We start from the raw sequence: 16,817 nt of genomic DNA, 5'->3' as shown, positions 1-16,817 counted from the left end.
AATGCAAGGGTGAATATTACCACTAATGGATTTCTTGGCATTGTCGGAATTTTGGTGACAGGAATACTAGGCATTCTGGGAAAAATCGTCTTTTTCCCTAATCCCTAAAAGTTGTCCTTTAGAGATAAAATAAGCAAAAGTGAAAGTTTACCAAAATGTCTAACGAAACCGTAACTTATTCCCTAGAAGCTGTCCTGACAGGGATAATAAAGTTCAGCTAATTGCCCAACTTCTGGTGGTCCGATGCTAACAATTGCTGCATAGCTGGGCTGTGACGGAAGTGAGATAAATCTAAAATTTTCTTCCTCAATTTCGTTGTCCGATTCTAGTTGATTTTGCCAAAGAATATTCTCAAGGATATCGCAAAAATAGAGAAAATAAACCCAATCCTTTGGCTAGAAAATAAGATTGAGTCAACACAATCAAGGCCTTGGGATAGGTTAAAAACACATCCCAGGGTCTCGATTAAGTCAGAATTACTGACGAATTTGTACTGGCATTACCAAATAGGTCATCTTTAAACCTCCCAAGGGAGTAAAAATAACCGGCTGGGTACTAGCATTTAACCGCATTTGGATATCATTATTGGGTAAAGCCTTCAAACCGTCCATCAAATATTTAACATTAAAGGCAATATCGCCACTTTCTCCCTGAATTTCCGCCGCCATGGACTCTTTGGCGCTACCTAAATCGGGAGATTCCACCGCTAGGGATAAACGGTCATTTTCGCTATCGAGACTAAACTTGACTAAATTATTCTTTTGGTCAGCTAAAACCGCCACTAATTCCAAACAACGGATTAATTGTTTGCGGTCTAAAGTTAAAGAGCGATCAAAGGATTTAGGAATTAACTGATTATAAGTGGGATAGGCCCCTTCTAACTTACGACTGGTTAACCTCTGTTCCCCCATTTCAAAGATGACTTGAGAATCATCCACATGCAGAGTAATAGTCTCGATATTTTGTTTTGTTGCCATCATTCTTTCCAATTCTCGCAGGGCCCGGGCCGGAATGGTGACATTAAAGCCACCAGAGGCACTTTCTACCTCCTCTAGGGGAGTTTGTACCACCGCTAAACGATGACCGTCTGTAGCGGCAAATTCTAGACAATCGACGGTTTTAGTTAAATGTACCCCCGTCAACACCTGTTTAGTTTCATCGCCACTAGCGGCAAACAAAGCACCTTTTAGTCCCTCTGTCAAGGCAACTATAGGTAAATTAACAATTTCCCCATCGGCCACCGTGGGCAATTCTGGGAACTCATCGGCTTTCATACCGCGAATTTGGAACTGTGCCGAGGCGGTTTTCAGGAAAGCGAGACTATGCTCCTCATCATTCTCGTTTTCTTCCACAGAGATGGTGATTTCCCCCTCTCCCAAACGAGAGACAATATCGTTCAGCAATTTTGCCGGCAGGGTAATTTTGCCCCCTTCCAGCACCTCGGCCCGAAAACTGGTGCGAATCCCTAAACTCAAATCAAAAGCAGTCAGGCTAATTTCGCCCTTTTCCTCATCGGCACAAAAGAGAACATTTCCCAAAACCGGATGGGTAGGACGACTGGCAACGGCCCGACTAACTAGGGATAAATTGCTGTTGAGTTCGCTTTGACTACTGGTAAATTTCATAGCAGGAATAGTTTTTTTGTACGCTAAGAAATAATAGCAAGAATTCCCCTGTGGAAAATCTGTGGAAAACCAGAGCTTTTTTTGATCGCTCTTTCCGGGCTAAAATCTATCAATAGCAATAACTTCGCCCATTGCTAGGGTGTTTTGAGCAATTCTGAAAAGATTGTGGAAAAATTGTCAACAGTGAAATTTTCGCCCTTTCTCAGCCAATTCTATAAGCTGTTAACCCTGGGGCTATAAGTCAAGAAGAGCGAGACTTTAGCCAACCAGCACTTTTCTTGGCGAAAAAATTGCGTAAAATGTAGGCTGGTGATCTTTAAAATGGAACAAGCAGCAGGAAATTAACAAAACAAAGCTCCGGGCCTTTCCCGGAACCGATAGACTCAAGTAGACAAGGAGACAGGATTGGTTAGCACATCTTCGCATCAAACAACAAAATCGAAAGAAATCTTTACAGCCGCTCAAAAATTAATGCCGGGGGGTGTAAGTTCCCCCGTGCGCGCCTTTAAATCCGTCGGTGGTCAACCCATCGTTTTTGAAAGCGTCAAAGGGGCTTATATTCGCGACGTGGACGGTAACGAATATATCGACTATGTGGGAACTTGGGGGCCGGCTATCTGTGGTCATGCCCATCCCGAAGTGATTGCCGCCCTACACGAGGCCCTAGACAAAGGGACCAGTTTCGGCGCTCCCTGTGTCCAGGAAAATATTCTCGCTGAAATGGTGATTGATGCCGTTCCCAGCATTGAAATGGTGCGTTTTGTCAATTCCGGCACCGAAGCCTGTATGTCCGTCCTGCGCTTAATGCGGGCTTTTACCGGCCGGGATAAAATCATCAAATTCGAGGGCTGTTACCACGGTCACGCCGATATGTTCCTCGTTAAAGCCGGCTCTGGTGTGGCCACCCTGGGCTTGCCCGACTCGCCGGGGGTTCCCAAAACCACCACTAACAACACTTTAACCGCCCCCTACAATGACCTGGAAGCGGTAAAAGCCCTCTTTGTCGAAAATCCCGACTCGATCGCCGGGGTGATTTTAGAGCCAGTGGTGGGTAATGCCGGCTTTATCGTGCCGGATGCTGGCTTTTTAGAAGGATTGCGGGAATTAACCAAGGAGTACGGGGCCCTATTAATGTTTGATGAGGTAATGACCGGATTCCGCATCGCCTACGGTGGCGCTCAGGAAAAATTCGGCATCACCCCCGATTTAACCACCCTCGGCAAAGTTATCGGCGGTGGGCTGCCAGTGGGGGCCTACGGCGGTCGGGCCGATATTATGGCGATGGTGGCTCCAGCCGGCCCGATGTACCAAGCGGGAACCTTATCCGGCAACCCTTTGGCTATGACGGCGGGAATTAAAACCCTCGAGTTACTCCAGCGCCCCAGCACCTACGAATATCTCGATAAAGTGACCAAATCCTTAACTGAAGGGCTGCTGAAAGTGGCCAGAGATGCTGGTCATAGCGTTTCTGGAGGTCATATTAGTGCCATGTTCGGGATGTTTTTCACTGGCAACCCCGTGCATAACTATGAAGATGCCAAAAAGGCCGATGTGGCTAAATTCGGTCGTTTTCACAGAGGAATGTTGGAAAGAGGCGTTTATCTAGCTCCTTCCCAGTTTGAAGCTGGTTTTACTTCCTTAGCTCACACAGAGGCCGATATCGAACGGACTTTGGCTGCCGCTAAAGAGGTGTTAGAAAGTTTATAGTCAATGCTGCCAGGTTTTTAGATTTATTCAGCAAACCCTACTTAGGCGATTTTAGGGATCAAACAAAAACCCTCGATCGAGCGATCGAGGGTTAACCATGAACAAAAAATTTACCTAGACTACAGTAGCAGCTTTACGGGCAGCGGCAGCCTCATCGGGATGAATACCGAGACGGGTAAGATTGAGACGACCTTTACTATCGATCTCCCGTACCTTAACTAACACCTCATCCCCCACGGCCACTTCATCCTCCACCTTACCGACGCGTCCCTCGGCCAATTGGGAAATATGGATCATTCCCTCTTTCCCCGGCAAAACTTCCACAAAAGCGCCGATTTGGATAATGCGAGTCACGCGACCGAGATAAACCTCACCCTCATTGAGTTTGCGGGTCATATTGTAGATCAGTCGTTTAGCTTTTTCGGCCTGTTCCCCATCGGTGGAGGAAATGGTGACAGTCCCATCGTCATCGATATCGATTTTTGTGCCGGTCTGTTCAGTAATCCCTTTAACCGTCTTACCACCCGGCCCGATTACTAACCCGATCAGATCCGGATCGATCTTGATCGTCAATAACCGGGGTGCGTGGGGAGATAATTCCGTGCGCGGTTTTTCTAGGGTCGCTAACATCTTCTCTAGGATATGTTTGCGGGCCGGTAAAGCTTGTTCGATCGCCTTGGCCACCACTTCCATGGTTAAACCGGGGATTTTCATATCCATCTGGAGAGCGGTGATGCCAGAATCGGTGCCAGCCACCTTAAAGTCCATATCTCCCAGAAAATCCTCGATACCCTGGATATCGGTCAAAATCCGCACTTCTTCCCCTTCTTTAATTAAACCCATGGCCGCACCGCTAACGGGTTTTTTCAGGGGAACACCGGCATCCATCAGCGCCAGGGTAGAACCGCACACGGAACCCATGGAGGTGGAACCATTAGAAGAGAGGACTTCCGACACCACCCGCAGCACATATGGAAATTCCTCCTGGGGGGGTAGGACAGGTACGATCGCCCTTTCCGCTAAAGCACCGTGACCGATTTCTCGACGGCCGGGAGAACGCATCGGACGGGTTTCACCGACGGAAAAGGGTGGGAAATTGTAGTGATGAAGATAGCGTTTTTCATCTTCGGGATGGAGATCGTCGCCCAAATCCTGAGCATCACCGGGGGTGCCAAGGGTGGCGATCGAAAGCACTTGGGTTAAACCGCGATTAAACAAACCGCTACCGTGAACCCGACGGGGTAAAACTCCTACCCGGCAAGAAATCGGCCGTACTTCGTCCAGTTTGCGACCATCAACCCGCACCCCATCCTCGATAATTTGGGCGCGCATCAGTTTTTTGGTCAGATCCTTAAAGAGATTACCGATTAACTTGGGTTCTTCCAGCGTTGGAGATTTTAAGGGATCTTCATCGGGGAGAGCGGTTATAGTTTCCTTGATCCGATTTTCGATCGCCTCTAATTTCTCATCCCGTTCGGTTTTGCTGAGGGTAAACTGAGAGAGAATCTGTTTAATTTCCTCTTTAGCTTGTTCTTTTAGGAAATTCTGCACGGTTTCGTTTACTACCGGCGCTTCTCGGGTGACGAGGGGAATACCCAACTGATCGATCAATTCCCGTTGAGCGGTGATCAGGTCTCGCACTGCTTCATAACCAAAATCGATCGCCTCAATAATATCCCGTTCCGGTAACTGATTGGCTCCCGCTTCGATCATCACCACCCCTTCGGGACTACCGGCCACCACTAAATCCAATTCTCCGTTATGGATTTCCTTGTAGGTGGGATTGATGATAAATTCATCTCCCAATAAACCGACGCGCACCGCTGCCATCGGTCCTTGGAAGGGAATCCCCGCCAACAGAACCGCCACGGAAGCCCCGGTAACGGCCAAAACATCCGGGGGGACTTCCTCATCCATTGAGAGGGTTGTAGCGACCACCTGAATATCATCCCGCATCCAACTGGGAAATAGGGGCCGCAGGGGGCGATCAATCAAACGACCGGTCAGAATTGCTTTTTCCGGGGGACGACCTTCACGACGCAAAAATCCTCCCGGGATGCGCCCGGCGGCGTATAATCTTTCTTCGTAATCAACGGTTAAGGGCAGGAAATCTACTCCTTCTCTGGCTTTGGCTGTGGTTGCTGTCACTAAAACCGCCGTTTCTCCCGATTGGATCAGAACACTACCGCCAGCTTGGGGGGCTAAAAGCCCTATTTTTAGTCGAATATCCCTGCCATCAAAGGATATTGACTTGTCAAACTCTTCCATGTAAAGCTATATTCCTTTCTTTCACTTTTCTCTGTGCTGTGGCAATCCTAGCATTTTTTGTACCCCTTTCCGACAGGTTTAGTATTCAGTGATCAGTTATCAGTTATCAGTTATCAGTTATCAGAGTTGAGTTTTCAGTTCGCTGATTACTCTTTACCGTTTACCGATCACAGCAAAAAAGCTCCCCATCTCCCCATCTCCCCATCTCCCCACTTCCTGCTTTTAAACAGGATTTAACATGACTTGCTCAAACCAGCCAAAAAATGATAGCTTCAGATATAGGAATAATCTGGTTAAGAAAAAAAATGTCTTCCCTTGCCGCTTGCTGGCCCAAAAATATTTCTAAGTATTAGCAAAACTGACTGACTCTCAGCAGTTGGGCGGGATTTTTCCAGGCTCGAAGAACCCCAAACCAAGAAAATTAAGACAATTAAAAGGATTGCGTCTCTATTATCTGTTAGACGCTTCTAATCCAGTGAATTTGCGGGTTATCTTCAAATTAACCCCGTTTAACCCTATTTATTATCGATTATGGCTGAAAGTTATTTACTAGACAAACTGCAATCTGTAGAACAGACCTACAAAGAATTAACCCGTCGTCTAGCGGATCCCGATGTCACCAGTAATCCGGGTGAATTGCATCGTCTGGCCAAATCCCGCGCTTCCCTAGAGGAAACGGTCAACACCTACGAAATTTGGCAAAAAAGTCAAGAGGATTTAATCGGTGCGAAACAAATCTTCAAAGAATCCGCCAGCGATCCCGAATTACGCGAAATGGCAGCCCTAGAAGTGGCAGAATTAGAGGCAAAAATCGCCTCTTTGGAAGACCAATTAACCATTCTGCTGCTGCCCCGGGATCCCCTCGATGAAAAGAATATCATGCTAGAAATTCGCGCTGGAACCGGGGGTGATGAGGCCAGTATTTGGGCGGGGGATTTAGTTCGCTTGTACTCAAAATATGCCGAAACTCAAAACTGGAAAGTTAGCCTTTTGAGTGAATCTCCGGCGGATATGGGAGGATTTAAAGAGGCAATTTTAGAGATTAAAGGCGATAACGTCTATAGTAAGCTGAAATTTGAGGCGGGAGTCCATCGGGTGCAGCGGGTTCCTCTGACGGAAGCGAGTGGTCGCGTCCACACTTCCACCGCTACCGTGGCGATTATGCCGGAAGTGGACGATGTGGAAGTGCATATCGATCCCAAGGATATTGAGTTAACCACGGCTAGATCTGGGGGGGCAGGCGGTCAAAATGTCAATAAAGTGGAAACTGCGGTCGATTTAATCCATAAACCCACGGGAATCCGGGTTTTCTGCACCGAAGAGCGCTCGCAATTGCAAAACCGGGAACGAGCTATGCAGATTCTCCGGGCGAAACTGTACGATATGAAGTTACAGGAACAACAGGAAGCGGTTAGTTCCATGCGGCGCTCTCAGGTGGGAACCGGTTCCCGTTCGGAAAAAATTCGCACCTATAACTATAAGGATAATCGTCTCACCGATCATCGCTTAAATCAGAATTTTTCCCTCGATCGCATTTTAGACGGCGCCATCGAAGAGGTGATCCAATCTTGTATCGCCAAGGATCAACAGGGAAAACTGGCAGAATTAGCCGCTGCCCAAGAGACAGCTTAATCAGTGATCAGTGATCAGTTACCAGTGATCAGATTTTAGTTTTCAGTGAATAGTATTGAGTGGCAAGTTCAGAGCTTTCTGTTCACTGATTACTGATTACTGATTACTGGTTAATGTTTACTGTTCACCACAAAAAGCTCCCCACTCCCTGCACTTTCCCCACTGGTGGGTGAGTGCGGGTGGGGACTGATGCCGGTTAGTTCAACTCACGACTAATTCTAAGCTTCCACTAAACGAAAAGCCGCACCCAAACCGACAGCGATCTCATCGGGAGAAATTTTCCCATCATGGTTAATATCGATCGCATCGAATACCGCATCGGTTCCCGCCCATTCTTCCCGGGTGATGAAACCATCGCCATCATGGTCATAGACTCGGAAAATATCTTCGGCGGCGTGTTCTAGGGTTGACTGACCTTCCAACTGGGTTAAACGTTGAATCAGCAATTGTTCTAATAATTCTAAAGCTTTGGTAAAACCTTGAATACCTTCCGTTAATTTTTCGGAAGCCATGGCATCTTCGGCGTGCATTTTCTCAAAAGTCGCTTGATCCAGGTCAATTTTGACAATATCAAGGGTTGCGGCCTGGTCTGGATCGAGCTTACGGGGTAAATCGGCTTCTGTCCCTTGCAATTGTTCGAGAAGTTTCGGGGAAATGGTTAAAAGATCACAACCGGCTAACTCGCAAATTTCACCGATATTGCGGAAACTTGCCCCCATAACTTCGGTTTTATAACCAAACTTTTTATAGTAGTTATATATCTGGGTAACGGATTGGACTCCAGGATCTTCAGCGCCAACGTAGTCTTTACCAGTTTCTTTTTTATACCAATCGAGAATGCGACCGACAAAGGGAGAAATTAAGGTTACTCCCGCCTCCGCACAGGCGATCGCCTGATGAAAACCGAATAATAGGGTTAAATTACAGTGAATTCCCTCTTTTTCGAGGACTTCTGCGGCTTTAATCCCTTCCCAAGTCGAGGCAATTTTAATTAAGACTCTTTCTCTAGAGATACCCGCTTGTTCATACTGGGAAATGAGATAACGGGCCTTGTCGATGGTAGCTTGGGTATCGTAGGAAAGACGAGCATCTACTTCGGTCGAGACGCGGCCGGGGACGATTTGCAGGATTTGTAGACCAAAACCGATGGCCAGGCGATCGAAAGCTAATTTGGCCACATCTTCCGGGGTGGCCTGCTTTCCCAATTCTTTTCTGGCCGCTTGCAGGGTTTGATCGACAATCGGCTGATATTGGGGCATTTGGGCCGCGGCCGTAATCAGGGAGGGGTTAGTGGTGGTATCTTGGGGGGTAAAAGCTTCGATCGCTTGGATATCGCCGGTATCGGCAACAACCACTGTAAATTCCCGTAATTGTTCTAGTAGGGTTTTAGCCATAACTTCTCCAGATGCGTGTTAACGCGAGACTTTATCTAGATCTTAGCGATTCGATCGAGAGGAAGGGGAAAATTCCCGATTGATTTAATTCCCAAGCACAGACCTGGCCAAAGTGGGGATAAGAGCAGCAATCTTGGGTCCACTTCTTGCCCAAAGTCCTCTATTTGTGATAGTATTAGTGATTGTGTCGATTTAATAAAACGGAGTTTATGCCCAAGCTAAAAACGCGAAAGGCGGCGGCCAAACGATTTGAGGCCACGGGAAGCGGCAAAAAAATCAAACGTCGCAAAGCCTTCAAAAATCATCTACTCGATCATAAGAGTGCCGAACGCAAGCGCCGTCGTTTGTCCCAGATTACCCTGGTACACGAGCGCGACGAGAAGGAAGTGCGCTTAATGTTGCCCTATTTGTAAATTTTCCAGAAAAATCGTCTAAAGGATTATCATGTCTAGAGTAAAACGGGGGAATGTCGCCCGCAAGCGACGCAAAAAAATTCTCAAATTAGCCAAAGGTTTTCGCGGTTCTCACTCGCGCTTATTCCGTACAGCTAACCAACAGGTAATGAAGGCCTTGCGGAATGCCTATAGAGACCGTCGCAAACGTAAACGCGATTTTCGTCGTCTTTGGATTACCCGCATTAACGCCGCTGCTCGTCAACAGGGCATCAGTTATAGCCAACTGACCGGACAATTAAAGAAAGCTAATATCCTCCTCAATCGGAAAATGTTAGCCCAATTAGCTGTCCTCGATCCCGTCGCTTTTGCTAAAGTGGTAGAACTAGCCAAAGGATAATTTAGCCCCGAGCATGACGGAAACTTGGCAAACGATTCAATTCCCCAGTTCAGAAAGTGCGATCGCTTTAGCGGGTCATCAAGAAGCTAACCTCAAATTGATAGCCAGGCAAACTGGGGCGAATTTAGTCCTCAGAGGCATGGAATTGCGGATTGCGGGGCAACCAACCCCCGTGGAGCGTGCCACAGCGATTGTGCGCTCCTTAAGTATTTTATGGCAAGAGGCCAAGTTAATCGCCGAAGCCGATATTATGACCGCTATCCATGCCCTCGATACGGGGCGTTCTAGCGAGTATAAAGAACTACAGCAGGATATTCTCGCTCGTACCCGTCGCGGGGAGCTAATTCGGGCAAAAACCTTCCGTCAGCGTCAATATATCCAAGCGATTCAAAGTCACGATATCACCTTTTGTATTGGACCTGCTGGCACGGGGAAAACCTTTTTAGCCGCCGTTTTAGCCGTACAAGCTCTATTAGAAGATAAAGTAGAACGGATTATCCTCACCCGGCCGGCCGTGGAAGCAGGGGAAAAATTAGGCTTTCTCCCGGGGGATTTACAGCAAAAAGTCGATCCTTTTTTGCGTCCCCTCTACGATGCTTTATACGAATTTATCGAAGCGGCCAAAATTCCCGACCTGATGGAACGGGGTAAAATCGAAATCGCTCCCTTAGCTTATATGCGGGGACGAACCCTAGCTAATGCTTTTGTTATCGTTGATGAGGCCCAAAATACCACCCCAGCACAGTTAAAAATGGTCTTAACTCGCTTGGGATTCGGTTCGCGCATGGTAGTAACTGGAGATGTCACCCAAACCGATTTACCGCAACAACAGGAATCGGGGTTAATTGCCGCTCAAAAAATCCTAAAATCAGTAGAAGGGATCGCTTTTTGCTACCTATCGCGGGCCGATGTGGTGCGTCATCCCTTAGTACAAAAAATCGTCTCAGCCTACGAACAGCACGAAAAATAACAGATTATGGATATTAAAAATGGTTTCGTCGATGCGGTGGGTAATACTCCCCTAATTCGTCTCAATAGTTTTAGCGAGGAAACCGGCTGCGAGATTCTCGGTAAGGCCGAATTTCTTAACCCCGGTGGTTCGGTCAAGGATCGCGCCGCTTTATATATTATCCAAGAAGCGGAAAAAGCCGGTACTCTCCAACCGGGGGGAACCGTTGTCGAAGGAACCGCCGGCAATACTGGCATCGGTTTGGCCCATATCTGCAATGCTAAAGGTTATAAATGCCTGATTATCATTCCCGATACCCAATCCCAAGAGAAAATCGACCTATTGAGAACATTGGGTGCGGAAGTGCGTACTGTTCCCGCCGTTCCCTACCGAGATGCCAATAATTACGTTAAATTATCGGGGAGATTGGCCAGTGAGATGGAAAATGCTATCTGGGCTAATCAATTCGATAATCTGGCTAATCGTCGCGCTCACTACGAAACCACCGGCCGGGAAATCTGGGAACAAACCGACGGTAAAATTGATGCTTGGGTGGCTGCCACGGGAACCGGGGGAACATACGCGGGGGTGGCGATGTTTTTAAAAGACCAAAATCCGCAGGTGCGTTGTGTGGTGGCGGATCCGATGGGTAGCGGTTTATATAGTTATGTGAAAACCGGGACAATTACCCTGGAAGGTAGTTCAATTACTGAAGGGATTGGTAATAGTCGTATTACCGCTAATATGGAAGGCGCACCCATAGATGATGCCATTCAAATTGATGATCCCACTGCCATTAAAGTTGTTTATCAACTATTACAAAAAGATGGTTTATTTATGGGGGGTTCTGTGGGTATTAATGTCGCTGCTGCCGTGGCTTTAGCTAAACAAATGGGGCCAGGCCACACCATCGTTACTGTTCTTTGTGATGGTGGGTCCCGTTATCAATCTCGTTTATATAATCCTCAATGGTTGACTGAGAAAGGATTGGCTTAATCAGGAATTATCGGCTCATAAATTAGTTGAGATAATGGTAGGGGTAGGGCAACAATGAGGGAAGGCAGCAAGGGAAAATGAGGCGCTTCGGTTGGGCAAACACTTGAGACAAGATAGACAATAATACTGATAACTATCATTATTAGGAGAATCATCAGATGTCAGTTACTATAGAACAGTATCTCAAAGAAATTTTAGGTTCAATTAATCAGAAGTTGGATAATCTACAAAAAGATGTTATGGATATTAAAATAGTACAGGCAAGATTAGAGGAAAAAGTCGATAGTTTAGAAAAAGATATTGAAGGGGTAAAAGAAGATACAAAAGAATTAAAAGGCTCTCAGAAAGCCCAGATTTGGACGTTAATCGGCATCTTGGGAACAGCTTTAATAGGAACAGTTATTCGCTATATTATTCTCCCTTTTCCTCAATCATAATTAAGACAATGAATTTTGAACCGCCTTCTGCAACAGTTATTCCTCAAATTGCAGAAAATCCCTGTACGGGCGCAGCATTTGGGCATAACCTATCGCTGAAATCCTAGATTTTTTATCCGAATGCTTCGCCCCTACCCATCAATTCCCCATCTACCACGCCATGAACGAACTGAAAAAATATCGACAATCTATTCGCTTGAAAGGCTATGATTATAGACTTAATGGAGCTTATTATATAACAATTTGTTCTTATCAGAAGCAGTATTTATTTGGTGAAATTGTTGAAGGAAATATGGAGCAGAATTTACTTGGTGATACTATTGAAGCGGTATGGTATAGACTACCTCTAAATTTTAAATTTATTGAACTAGATGCTTTTATTGTCATGCCCAATCATATTCATGGAATTATAGTAATACAAAATTATGATCTGGAAAAGACCGAATACGATTCTCAATATACTCACGGTACAATGCCGGAATCTTTGGGGGCTATTGTGCAGAATTTCAAATCAATTTCTAGTCGTAAAATTAATCGTTTATGTGGCGATCGCCTGAAAATTTGGCAGCGCAATTATTATGAACATATCATTCGCAATGAAGATTCTTATCAAAAAATCCGGCAATACATTCTTGACAATCCGCGAAATTGGGAACAAGACGAGAACAATCTTAATAAATTCAAACCAATGTAGGGGGAAATAACCTGTAGGGGGAAATAACCTGTAGGGGCGAAGCATTCGGGCAATAACATATCGCTGAAACCATAAATTTCTTATCCGAATGCTTCGCCCCTACCCCGGGCAATAAACTAATAACCTTCGCCTATTATCCCTGTGATACAATTTTGATAATTTCCCCATTAAATCCCTGTACGGGCGAAGCATTCGGACGATAACTTATCGCTGAAATCCTAGATTTTATATCCGAATGCTTCGCCCCTACCCATCAATTCCCCATCTGCCACGCTATGAATGAACAACGCACCCAAACATACCTAAACCTGATTAATCAGCTATTATCCTGCAATGATGGCGATGAACCCCGAATTTTACAGGAAAATCAGGAATTGCTGGATGAGGGGTTGGTACAGGTAATGGTAGCCGTAGCGCAACAATACGGGGAAGCAGGAAGGGAAAATGAGGCGCAATGGTTGCTGAATATGGCGCAACAGTTAGCAGCAGCATTGGGGTTATCGGGGAATGAAACCACCGCAACCGCCAACACCCCGCAAGACTATTTCAATTTCTTGATGAAGACATTACAAAAAATCTCAGAAAATTCCAACCCTCAAGTTATTTATCCCTTTTGGGCGCAAAATCTGGATAAATTCGATGAAAATTTGATTGAAGTTTTAGATGAGTGGGCAAGACAAACACTAATACAAGTTGCCCCACAACAAGCGAATTTTATTGTTACGGATATTTTTTATTTCAGTAATTTAATTGCCCAGTTTCCTCACGGTAACATCACCACCCACAAAGAAATTGCCATCACGGGTTATGAAATAGCCTTAACTATCTTCACTTTTGACGCATTTCCCCAAGCTTGGGCAAGGACACAAACTAATCTTGGCACAGCTTACAGTGACAGAATCAGAGGAGATAAAGCTGAGAATCTTGAACAAGCGATTTCCTGTTACACAAAAGCCTTGAAAGTGAGTACTTTTGAGGCATTTCCCCAAGATTGGGCAACGACACAGTATAATCTCGCTCTTGCTTACTATTCCAGAATCAGAGGAGAGAAAGCTGACAATTTAGAAATAGCGATCACCGCTTACGAGAAAGCCTTAAAAGTGTTAACTTTTGACGCATTTCCCCAAGAATGGGCAATGACACAGAATAATCTCGGTGAAGCTTACCGTAACAGAATCAGAGGAGATAAAGCCGACAATTTAGAAAAAGCGATCGATGCTTACAAGGAAGCCTTGAACGTGAGGACTTTTGACGCATTTCCCCAAGAATGGGCAGATACACAGAATAATCTCGCTGCTGCTTACAGTAATAGAATCAGAAGGGAGAAAGCCGACAATTTAGAAAAGGCGATCACCGCTTACCAGGAAGCATTGAAAGTGAGGACTTTTGACGCATTTCCCGAAGATTGGGCAATGACACAGCGTAATCTCGGTGAAGCTTACCGTAACAGAATCAGAGGGGATAAAGCCTGTAATTTAGAAAGGGCGATCGCGTACTGCCAAGAAGCTTTGAAAGTTTATACTTTTGACGCTTTTCGCCAAGATTGGGCAATGACACAGAATAATCTCGCTGTTGCTTACCGTGACAGAATCAGAGGGGATAAAGCCTGTAATTTAGAAAGGGCGATCGCGTACTGCCAAGAAGCCTTGAAAGTTTATACTTTTGACGCATTTCCTCAACAATGGGCAATGACACAGAATAATCTCTCTATTGCTTACAGTAAGAGAATCAGAGGAGAGAAAGCTGACAATTTAGAAATAGCGATCGCGTACTGCCAAGAAGCCTTGAAAGTTTATACTTTTGACGCTTTTCGCCAACAATGGGCAATGACACAGAATAATCTCGCTATTGCTTACCGTTACAGAATCAGAGGAGAAAAAGCTGACAATTTAGAAATAGCGATCAAGTCTTATCACAATGCCTTACAAATCTATACTAAAGACAGTGATCCCCTTAATTGTTTACAAACCGCCCAAAATTTAGGCATCCTACATTATGATCAAAAACAATGGCAACAAGCAACAGAAGCCTATAATACTGCCATTGAAGCGGTAGAGAATGCCCGCTTAGAAGCATTAAATCCCCAAGATCGTCAAGAGGTTTTATCCAATGCCATTGGTGTTTTTCATGGTATTGTGCAAGCCCATCTTAACCTCAATCAACCTGAGAAGGCATTAGAATATATCGAACGCAGTAAAGGGCGTAATCTGGTGGAATTAATCACCCAGAAAAATCTACACCCCCAAGGCGTTAGTCAAGAAATTATCGCCCAATTAAATGAATTAAAACAACGAGTTGTTAACGAGCAAATCCGCTTACAACATCAAAGCATTAACCAGAATTTAATGCGTAGTGATAACTTAACTCCCTACGTTCAAGATCACAGTTATCTGAAGGAATATCAACAAGACTTAGATAATTTTATTGCAAGAGAAATTAAAGATACTCTCTTTAGCCTCACTCAAAAAGTTGAGCCGATCCCATTTACAGAGATTCAGGCTTTAACTGATGCTGAAACTTGTCTGCTGCAATGGTACATTACAGGGGAGAAAATACTCGCTTTTGTCGTGTCTGCTGATGGAGAGGTTAAAGTTTGGCAATCTTCCGAAAATGATAAAAATCAATTCTTGGATACATTCAATAATTATCGAGAGCTTTACTACTCCAAAAATGGTAAACAAGAATGGAAAAATCAACTATCTAACCTCTTACAGACTTTTGCTGATATTCTGCATATTAATGATATTCTTGCCCTCATTCCCGATACTTGTCAACGCTTAATTATTATTCCCCATTGGTTTCTACATATTTTACCCTTACACGCCTTACCTGTTGATCCCCCCCAACCCCCCTTAAAAAGGGGGGAGTCGGCAACGGGGGGATCAGAATTACAAGATTTATTTCCCAAGGGCGTACAATATGCCCCTAGTTGTCAAATCTTGCAAAAAATTACTCAAAGTTTTCACCATTCCGACTTTAATAAACTGTTCGCTATTCAAAACCCCACTAAAGACTTATCTTACACTGACTTAGAAGTTAATATCCTCTCAACTTTCTTTACTGAACCTCAAGTTATCGCCCAAGATAACGCCACCAAAAACGCTGTTCTTCCCCATCTCAAATCCTCAGATAACCACTGTTATCACTTCTCCTGTCATGGAGGCTTTAACCCAGCTAATCCCCTTGAATCCGCCTTATTCTTAGCCAATAAAGAATCCTTAACATTAGGCGAAATCTTTGAACTGCGCTTGAATAAATGTCGCCTTGTCACCCTTTCTGCCTGCGAAACTGGCATGATTGATATAAACTCTATCAGTGATGAATATATCGGTTTACCCAGTGGTTTTCTGTTTGCGGGAAGTCCCAGCGTTGTCAGTAGTTTATGGACAGTTAATGACCTGTCAACCTCCTTCTTGATGATTAAATTATATGAGATTTTATTTGATGAGAATCAGCAAGTTTCTGTACCAGTTGCTTTGAAAATAGCGCAAAATTGGTTACAGAATTTGACCATTGAAGAATTTGATAGGCTATTAGTCAAATATAAACCAGAAATTGATCAGGTTTTAATTGAACTAACTCCTAACAAAAAAAAGATTATTGAGAAACAAATTGAGTTAACTGGTCAACGGGGTAAATATCCTTTCGCTAACCCTTATTATTGGGCAGCATTTCTTGCATCAGGAGTTTAGATATATACAAAATTAAGATTAAATTTTAAGCATTATTTTGACAATAATCCTCTAATCCATATTTGTTTAAAATATAAAGTAATACAGCTAAAGCAACCCCAATTGTACCAAATAAACCTGTTAAAATATTAAGAATATCTAAAATTGTTCTAGCTAAATCAGCGCAAACTACTGGACGACATCTTTCTGCTAATTGATCTAAATCTAATCCCCTATCTGGTTCTGCTCCAGTTTCTTCCATATAAATTAAGATTAACGCATCGTCTAAATTTCCATCACATTCTGCAATCAAATTTAAAGCATCCAAAGCTTCAGGATAATCCTTAAATTGCTGCCGATAGTGTTGAATTTCTTCCAGTGTTAACTGAGTTGTATTGTCCATAGTGCTATTGTTAAAACTAAAACTAATTTTCTCCATTATAATGCGATCACTGATCTTGTCAAATGCAAAAACCTGCGGGTACAGCATCCTCAAGATAACCTTCGCATTCTTCAATCGCATCCAAAGCAGCGATCGCACTTAGATTATCTGCCAATTCAGCGCGAAACTGGGCAATTTCTTCGGGAGTAACTTTAGTTGATTCAATATCCATAGGTTATTCTTATTTACAGACAATGCTAATTGTATAGT

14 protein-coding genes and 1 pseudogene are annotated in these 16,817 nt (G+C 44.5%); 10 read left to right on the top strand and 5 right to left on the bottom strand.

Annotated features, from left to right (window positions below; genetic code table 11):
- Window positions 1–108, top strand: a pseudogene (locus tag O9334_RS04960) (DUF4164 domain-containing protein); the annotation flags it as partial.
- Between the two features lie 368 nt (window positions 109–476).
- On the opposite strand, the gene dnaN reads toward O9334_RS04960, so the two are convergent.
- A complete protein-coding gene (gene dnaN, locus O9334_RS04955) occupies window positions 477–1,625 on the bottom strand; it encodes a DNA polymerase III subunit beta (protein WP_045358783.1) in 1,149 nt (382 codons plus the stop codon).
- Window positions 1,626–2,030: 405 nt separating this feature from the next.
- Between dnaN and hemL the strand changes: the two genes are divergently transcribed.
- Complete coding sequence (hemL, locus tag O9334_RS04950; protein WP_287999614.1) at window positions 2,031–3,332, top strand: glutamate-1-semialdehyde 2,1-aminomutase; 1,302 nt, start codon at window positions 2,031–2,033, stop codon at window positions 3,330–3,332.
- Window positions 3,333–3,446: 114 nt separating this feature from the next.
- Here the strand turns inward: hemL and O9334_RS04945 are convergent, their stop codons facing one another.
- On the bottom strand, window positions 3,447–5,600 hold the full coding sequence (locus tag O9334_RS04945) for a polyribonucleotide nucleotidyltransferase (RefSeq protein ID WP_271949693.1): 2,154 nt from the start codon (window positions 5,598–5,600) through the stop codon (window positions 3,447–3,449).
- Between the two features lie 531 nt (window positions 5,601–6,131).
- On the opposite strand from O9334_RS04945, the gene prfA reads away from it, so the two are divergent.
- Window positions 6,132–7,232, top strand: coding sequence for a peptide chain release factor 1 (prfA, locus tag O9334_RS04940; protein WP_045358779.1), 1,101 nt, complete (start codon window positions 6,132–6,134; stop codon window positions 7,230–7,232).
- 218 nt (window positions 7,233–7,450) lie between these two features.
- Here prfA and O9334_RS04935 read toward each other — a convergent pair whose 3' ends face one another.
- On the bottom strand, window positions 7,451–8,626 hold the full coding sequence (locus O9334_RS04935) for a transaldolase (protein WP_045358778.1): 1,176 nt from the start codon (window positions 8,624–8,626) through the stop codon (window positions 7,451–7,453).
- 209 nt (window positions 8,627–8,835) lie between these two features.
- On the opposite strand from O9334_RS04935, the gene rpmI reads away from it, so the two are divergent.
- From rpmI to O9334_RS04900, 7 genes are all read left to right on the top strand, one after another.
- Complete coding sequence (rpmI, locus tag O9334_RS04930; RefSeq protein WP_002781071.1) at window positions 8,836–9,039, top strand: 50S ribosomal protein L35; 204 nt, start codon at window positions 8,836–8,838, stop codon at window positions 9,037–9,039.
- Window positions 9,040–9,070: 31 nt separating this feature from the next.
- Complete coding sequence (gene rplT, locus O9334_RS04925; RefSeq protein ID WP_151696679.1) at window positions 9,071–9,418, top strand: 50S ribosomal protein L20; 348 nt, start codon at window positions 9,071–9,073, stop codon at window positions 9,416–9,418.
- A gap of 13 nt (window positions 9,419–9,431) precedes the next feature.
- Window positions 9,432–10,388 (top strand): PhoH family protein, encoded by a 957-nt coding sequence (locus O9334_RS04920; RefSeq protein WP_002772048.1) that lies wholly within the window; start codon window positions 9,432–9,434, stop codon window positions 10,386–10,388.
- A 6-nt stretch (window positions 10,389–10,394) separates the two neighbouring features.
- Window positions 10,395–11,363, top strand: coding sequence for a cysteine synthase A (locus tag O9334_RS04915; protein WP_287999613.1), 969 nt, complete (start codon window positions 10,395–10,397; stop codon window positions 11,361–11,363).
- A gap of 158 nt (window positions 11,364–11,521) precedes the next feature.
- Window positions 11,522–11,800: a hemolysin XhlA family protein gene (locus tag O9334_RS04910; RefSeq protein WP_045358776.1), complete on the top strand. Its 279-nt coding sequence runs from the start codon at window positions 11,522–11,524 to the stop codon at window positions 11,798–11,800.
- Window positions 11,801–11,960: 160 nt separating this feature from the next.
- Complete coding sequence (locus O9334_RS04905) at window positions 11,961–12,494, top strand: transposase (protein WP_045358775.1); 534 nt, start codon at window positions 11,961–11,963, stop codon at window positions 12,492–12,494.
- A 275-nt stretch (window positions 12,495–12,769) separates the two neighbouring features.
- The gene (locus O9334_RS04900; RefSeq protein WP_287999612.1) at window positions 12,770–16,186 is read left to right on the top strand and encodes a CHAT domain-containing protein; all 3,417 of its coding nucleotides are present in this window, start codon (window positions 12,770–12,772) and stop codon (window positions 16,184–16,186) included.
- 25 nt (window positions 16,187–16,211) lie between these two features.
- Here the strand turns inward: O9334_RS04900 and O9334_RS04895 are convergent, their stop codons facing one another.
- Complete coding sequence (locus O9334_RS04895; protein ID WP_045358853.1) at window positions 16,212–16,568, bottom strand: hypothetical protein; 357 nt, start codon at window positions 16,566–16,568, stop codon at window positions 16,212–16,214.
- Between the two features lie 58 nt (window positions 16,569–16,626).
- Window positions 16,627–16,779 carry a hypothetical protein gene (locus tag O9334_RS04890; protein ID WP_187602852.1) on the bottom strand — a complete coding sequence of 51 codons (153 nt, stop codon included), beginning with the start codon at window positions 16,777–16,779 and terminating at the stop codon, window positions 16,627–16,629.
- Between the last annotated feature and the right edge of the window lie 38 nt (window positions 16,780–16,817).

Source organism: Microcystis sp. LE19-8.1F (genome assembly GCF_027531715.1).
Taxonomy (GTDB): Bacteria; Cyanobacteriota; Cyanobacteriia; order Cyanobacteriales; family Microcystaceae; genus Microcystis; species Microcystis wesenbergii_A.
This window is presented reverse-complemented; position numbering and strand designations above follow the sequence as displayed.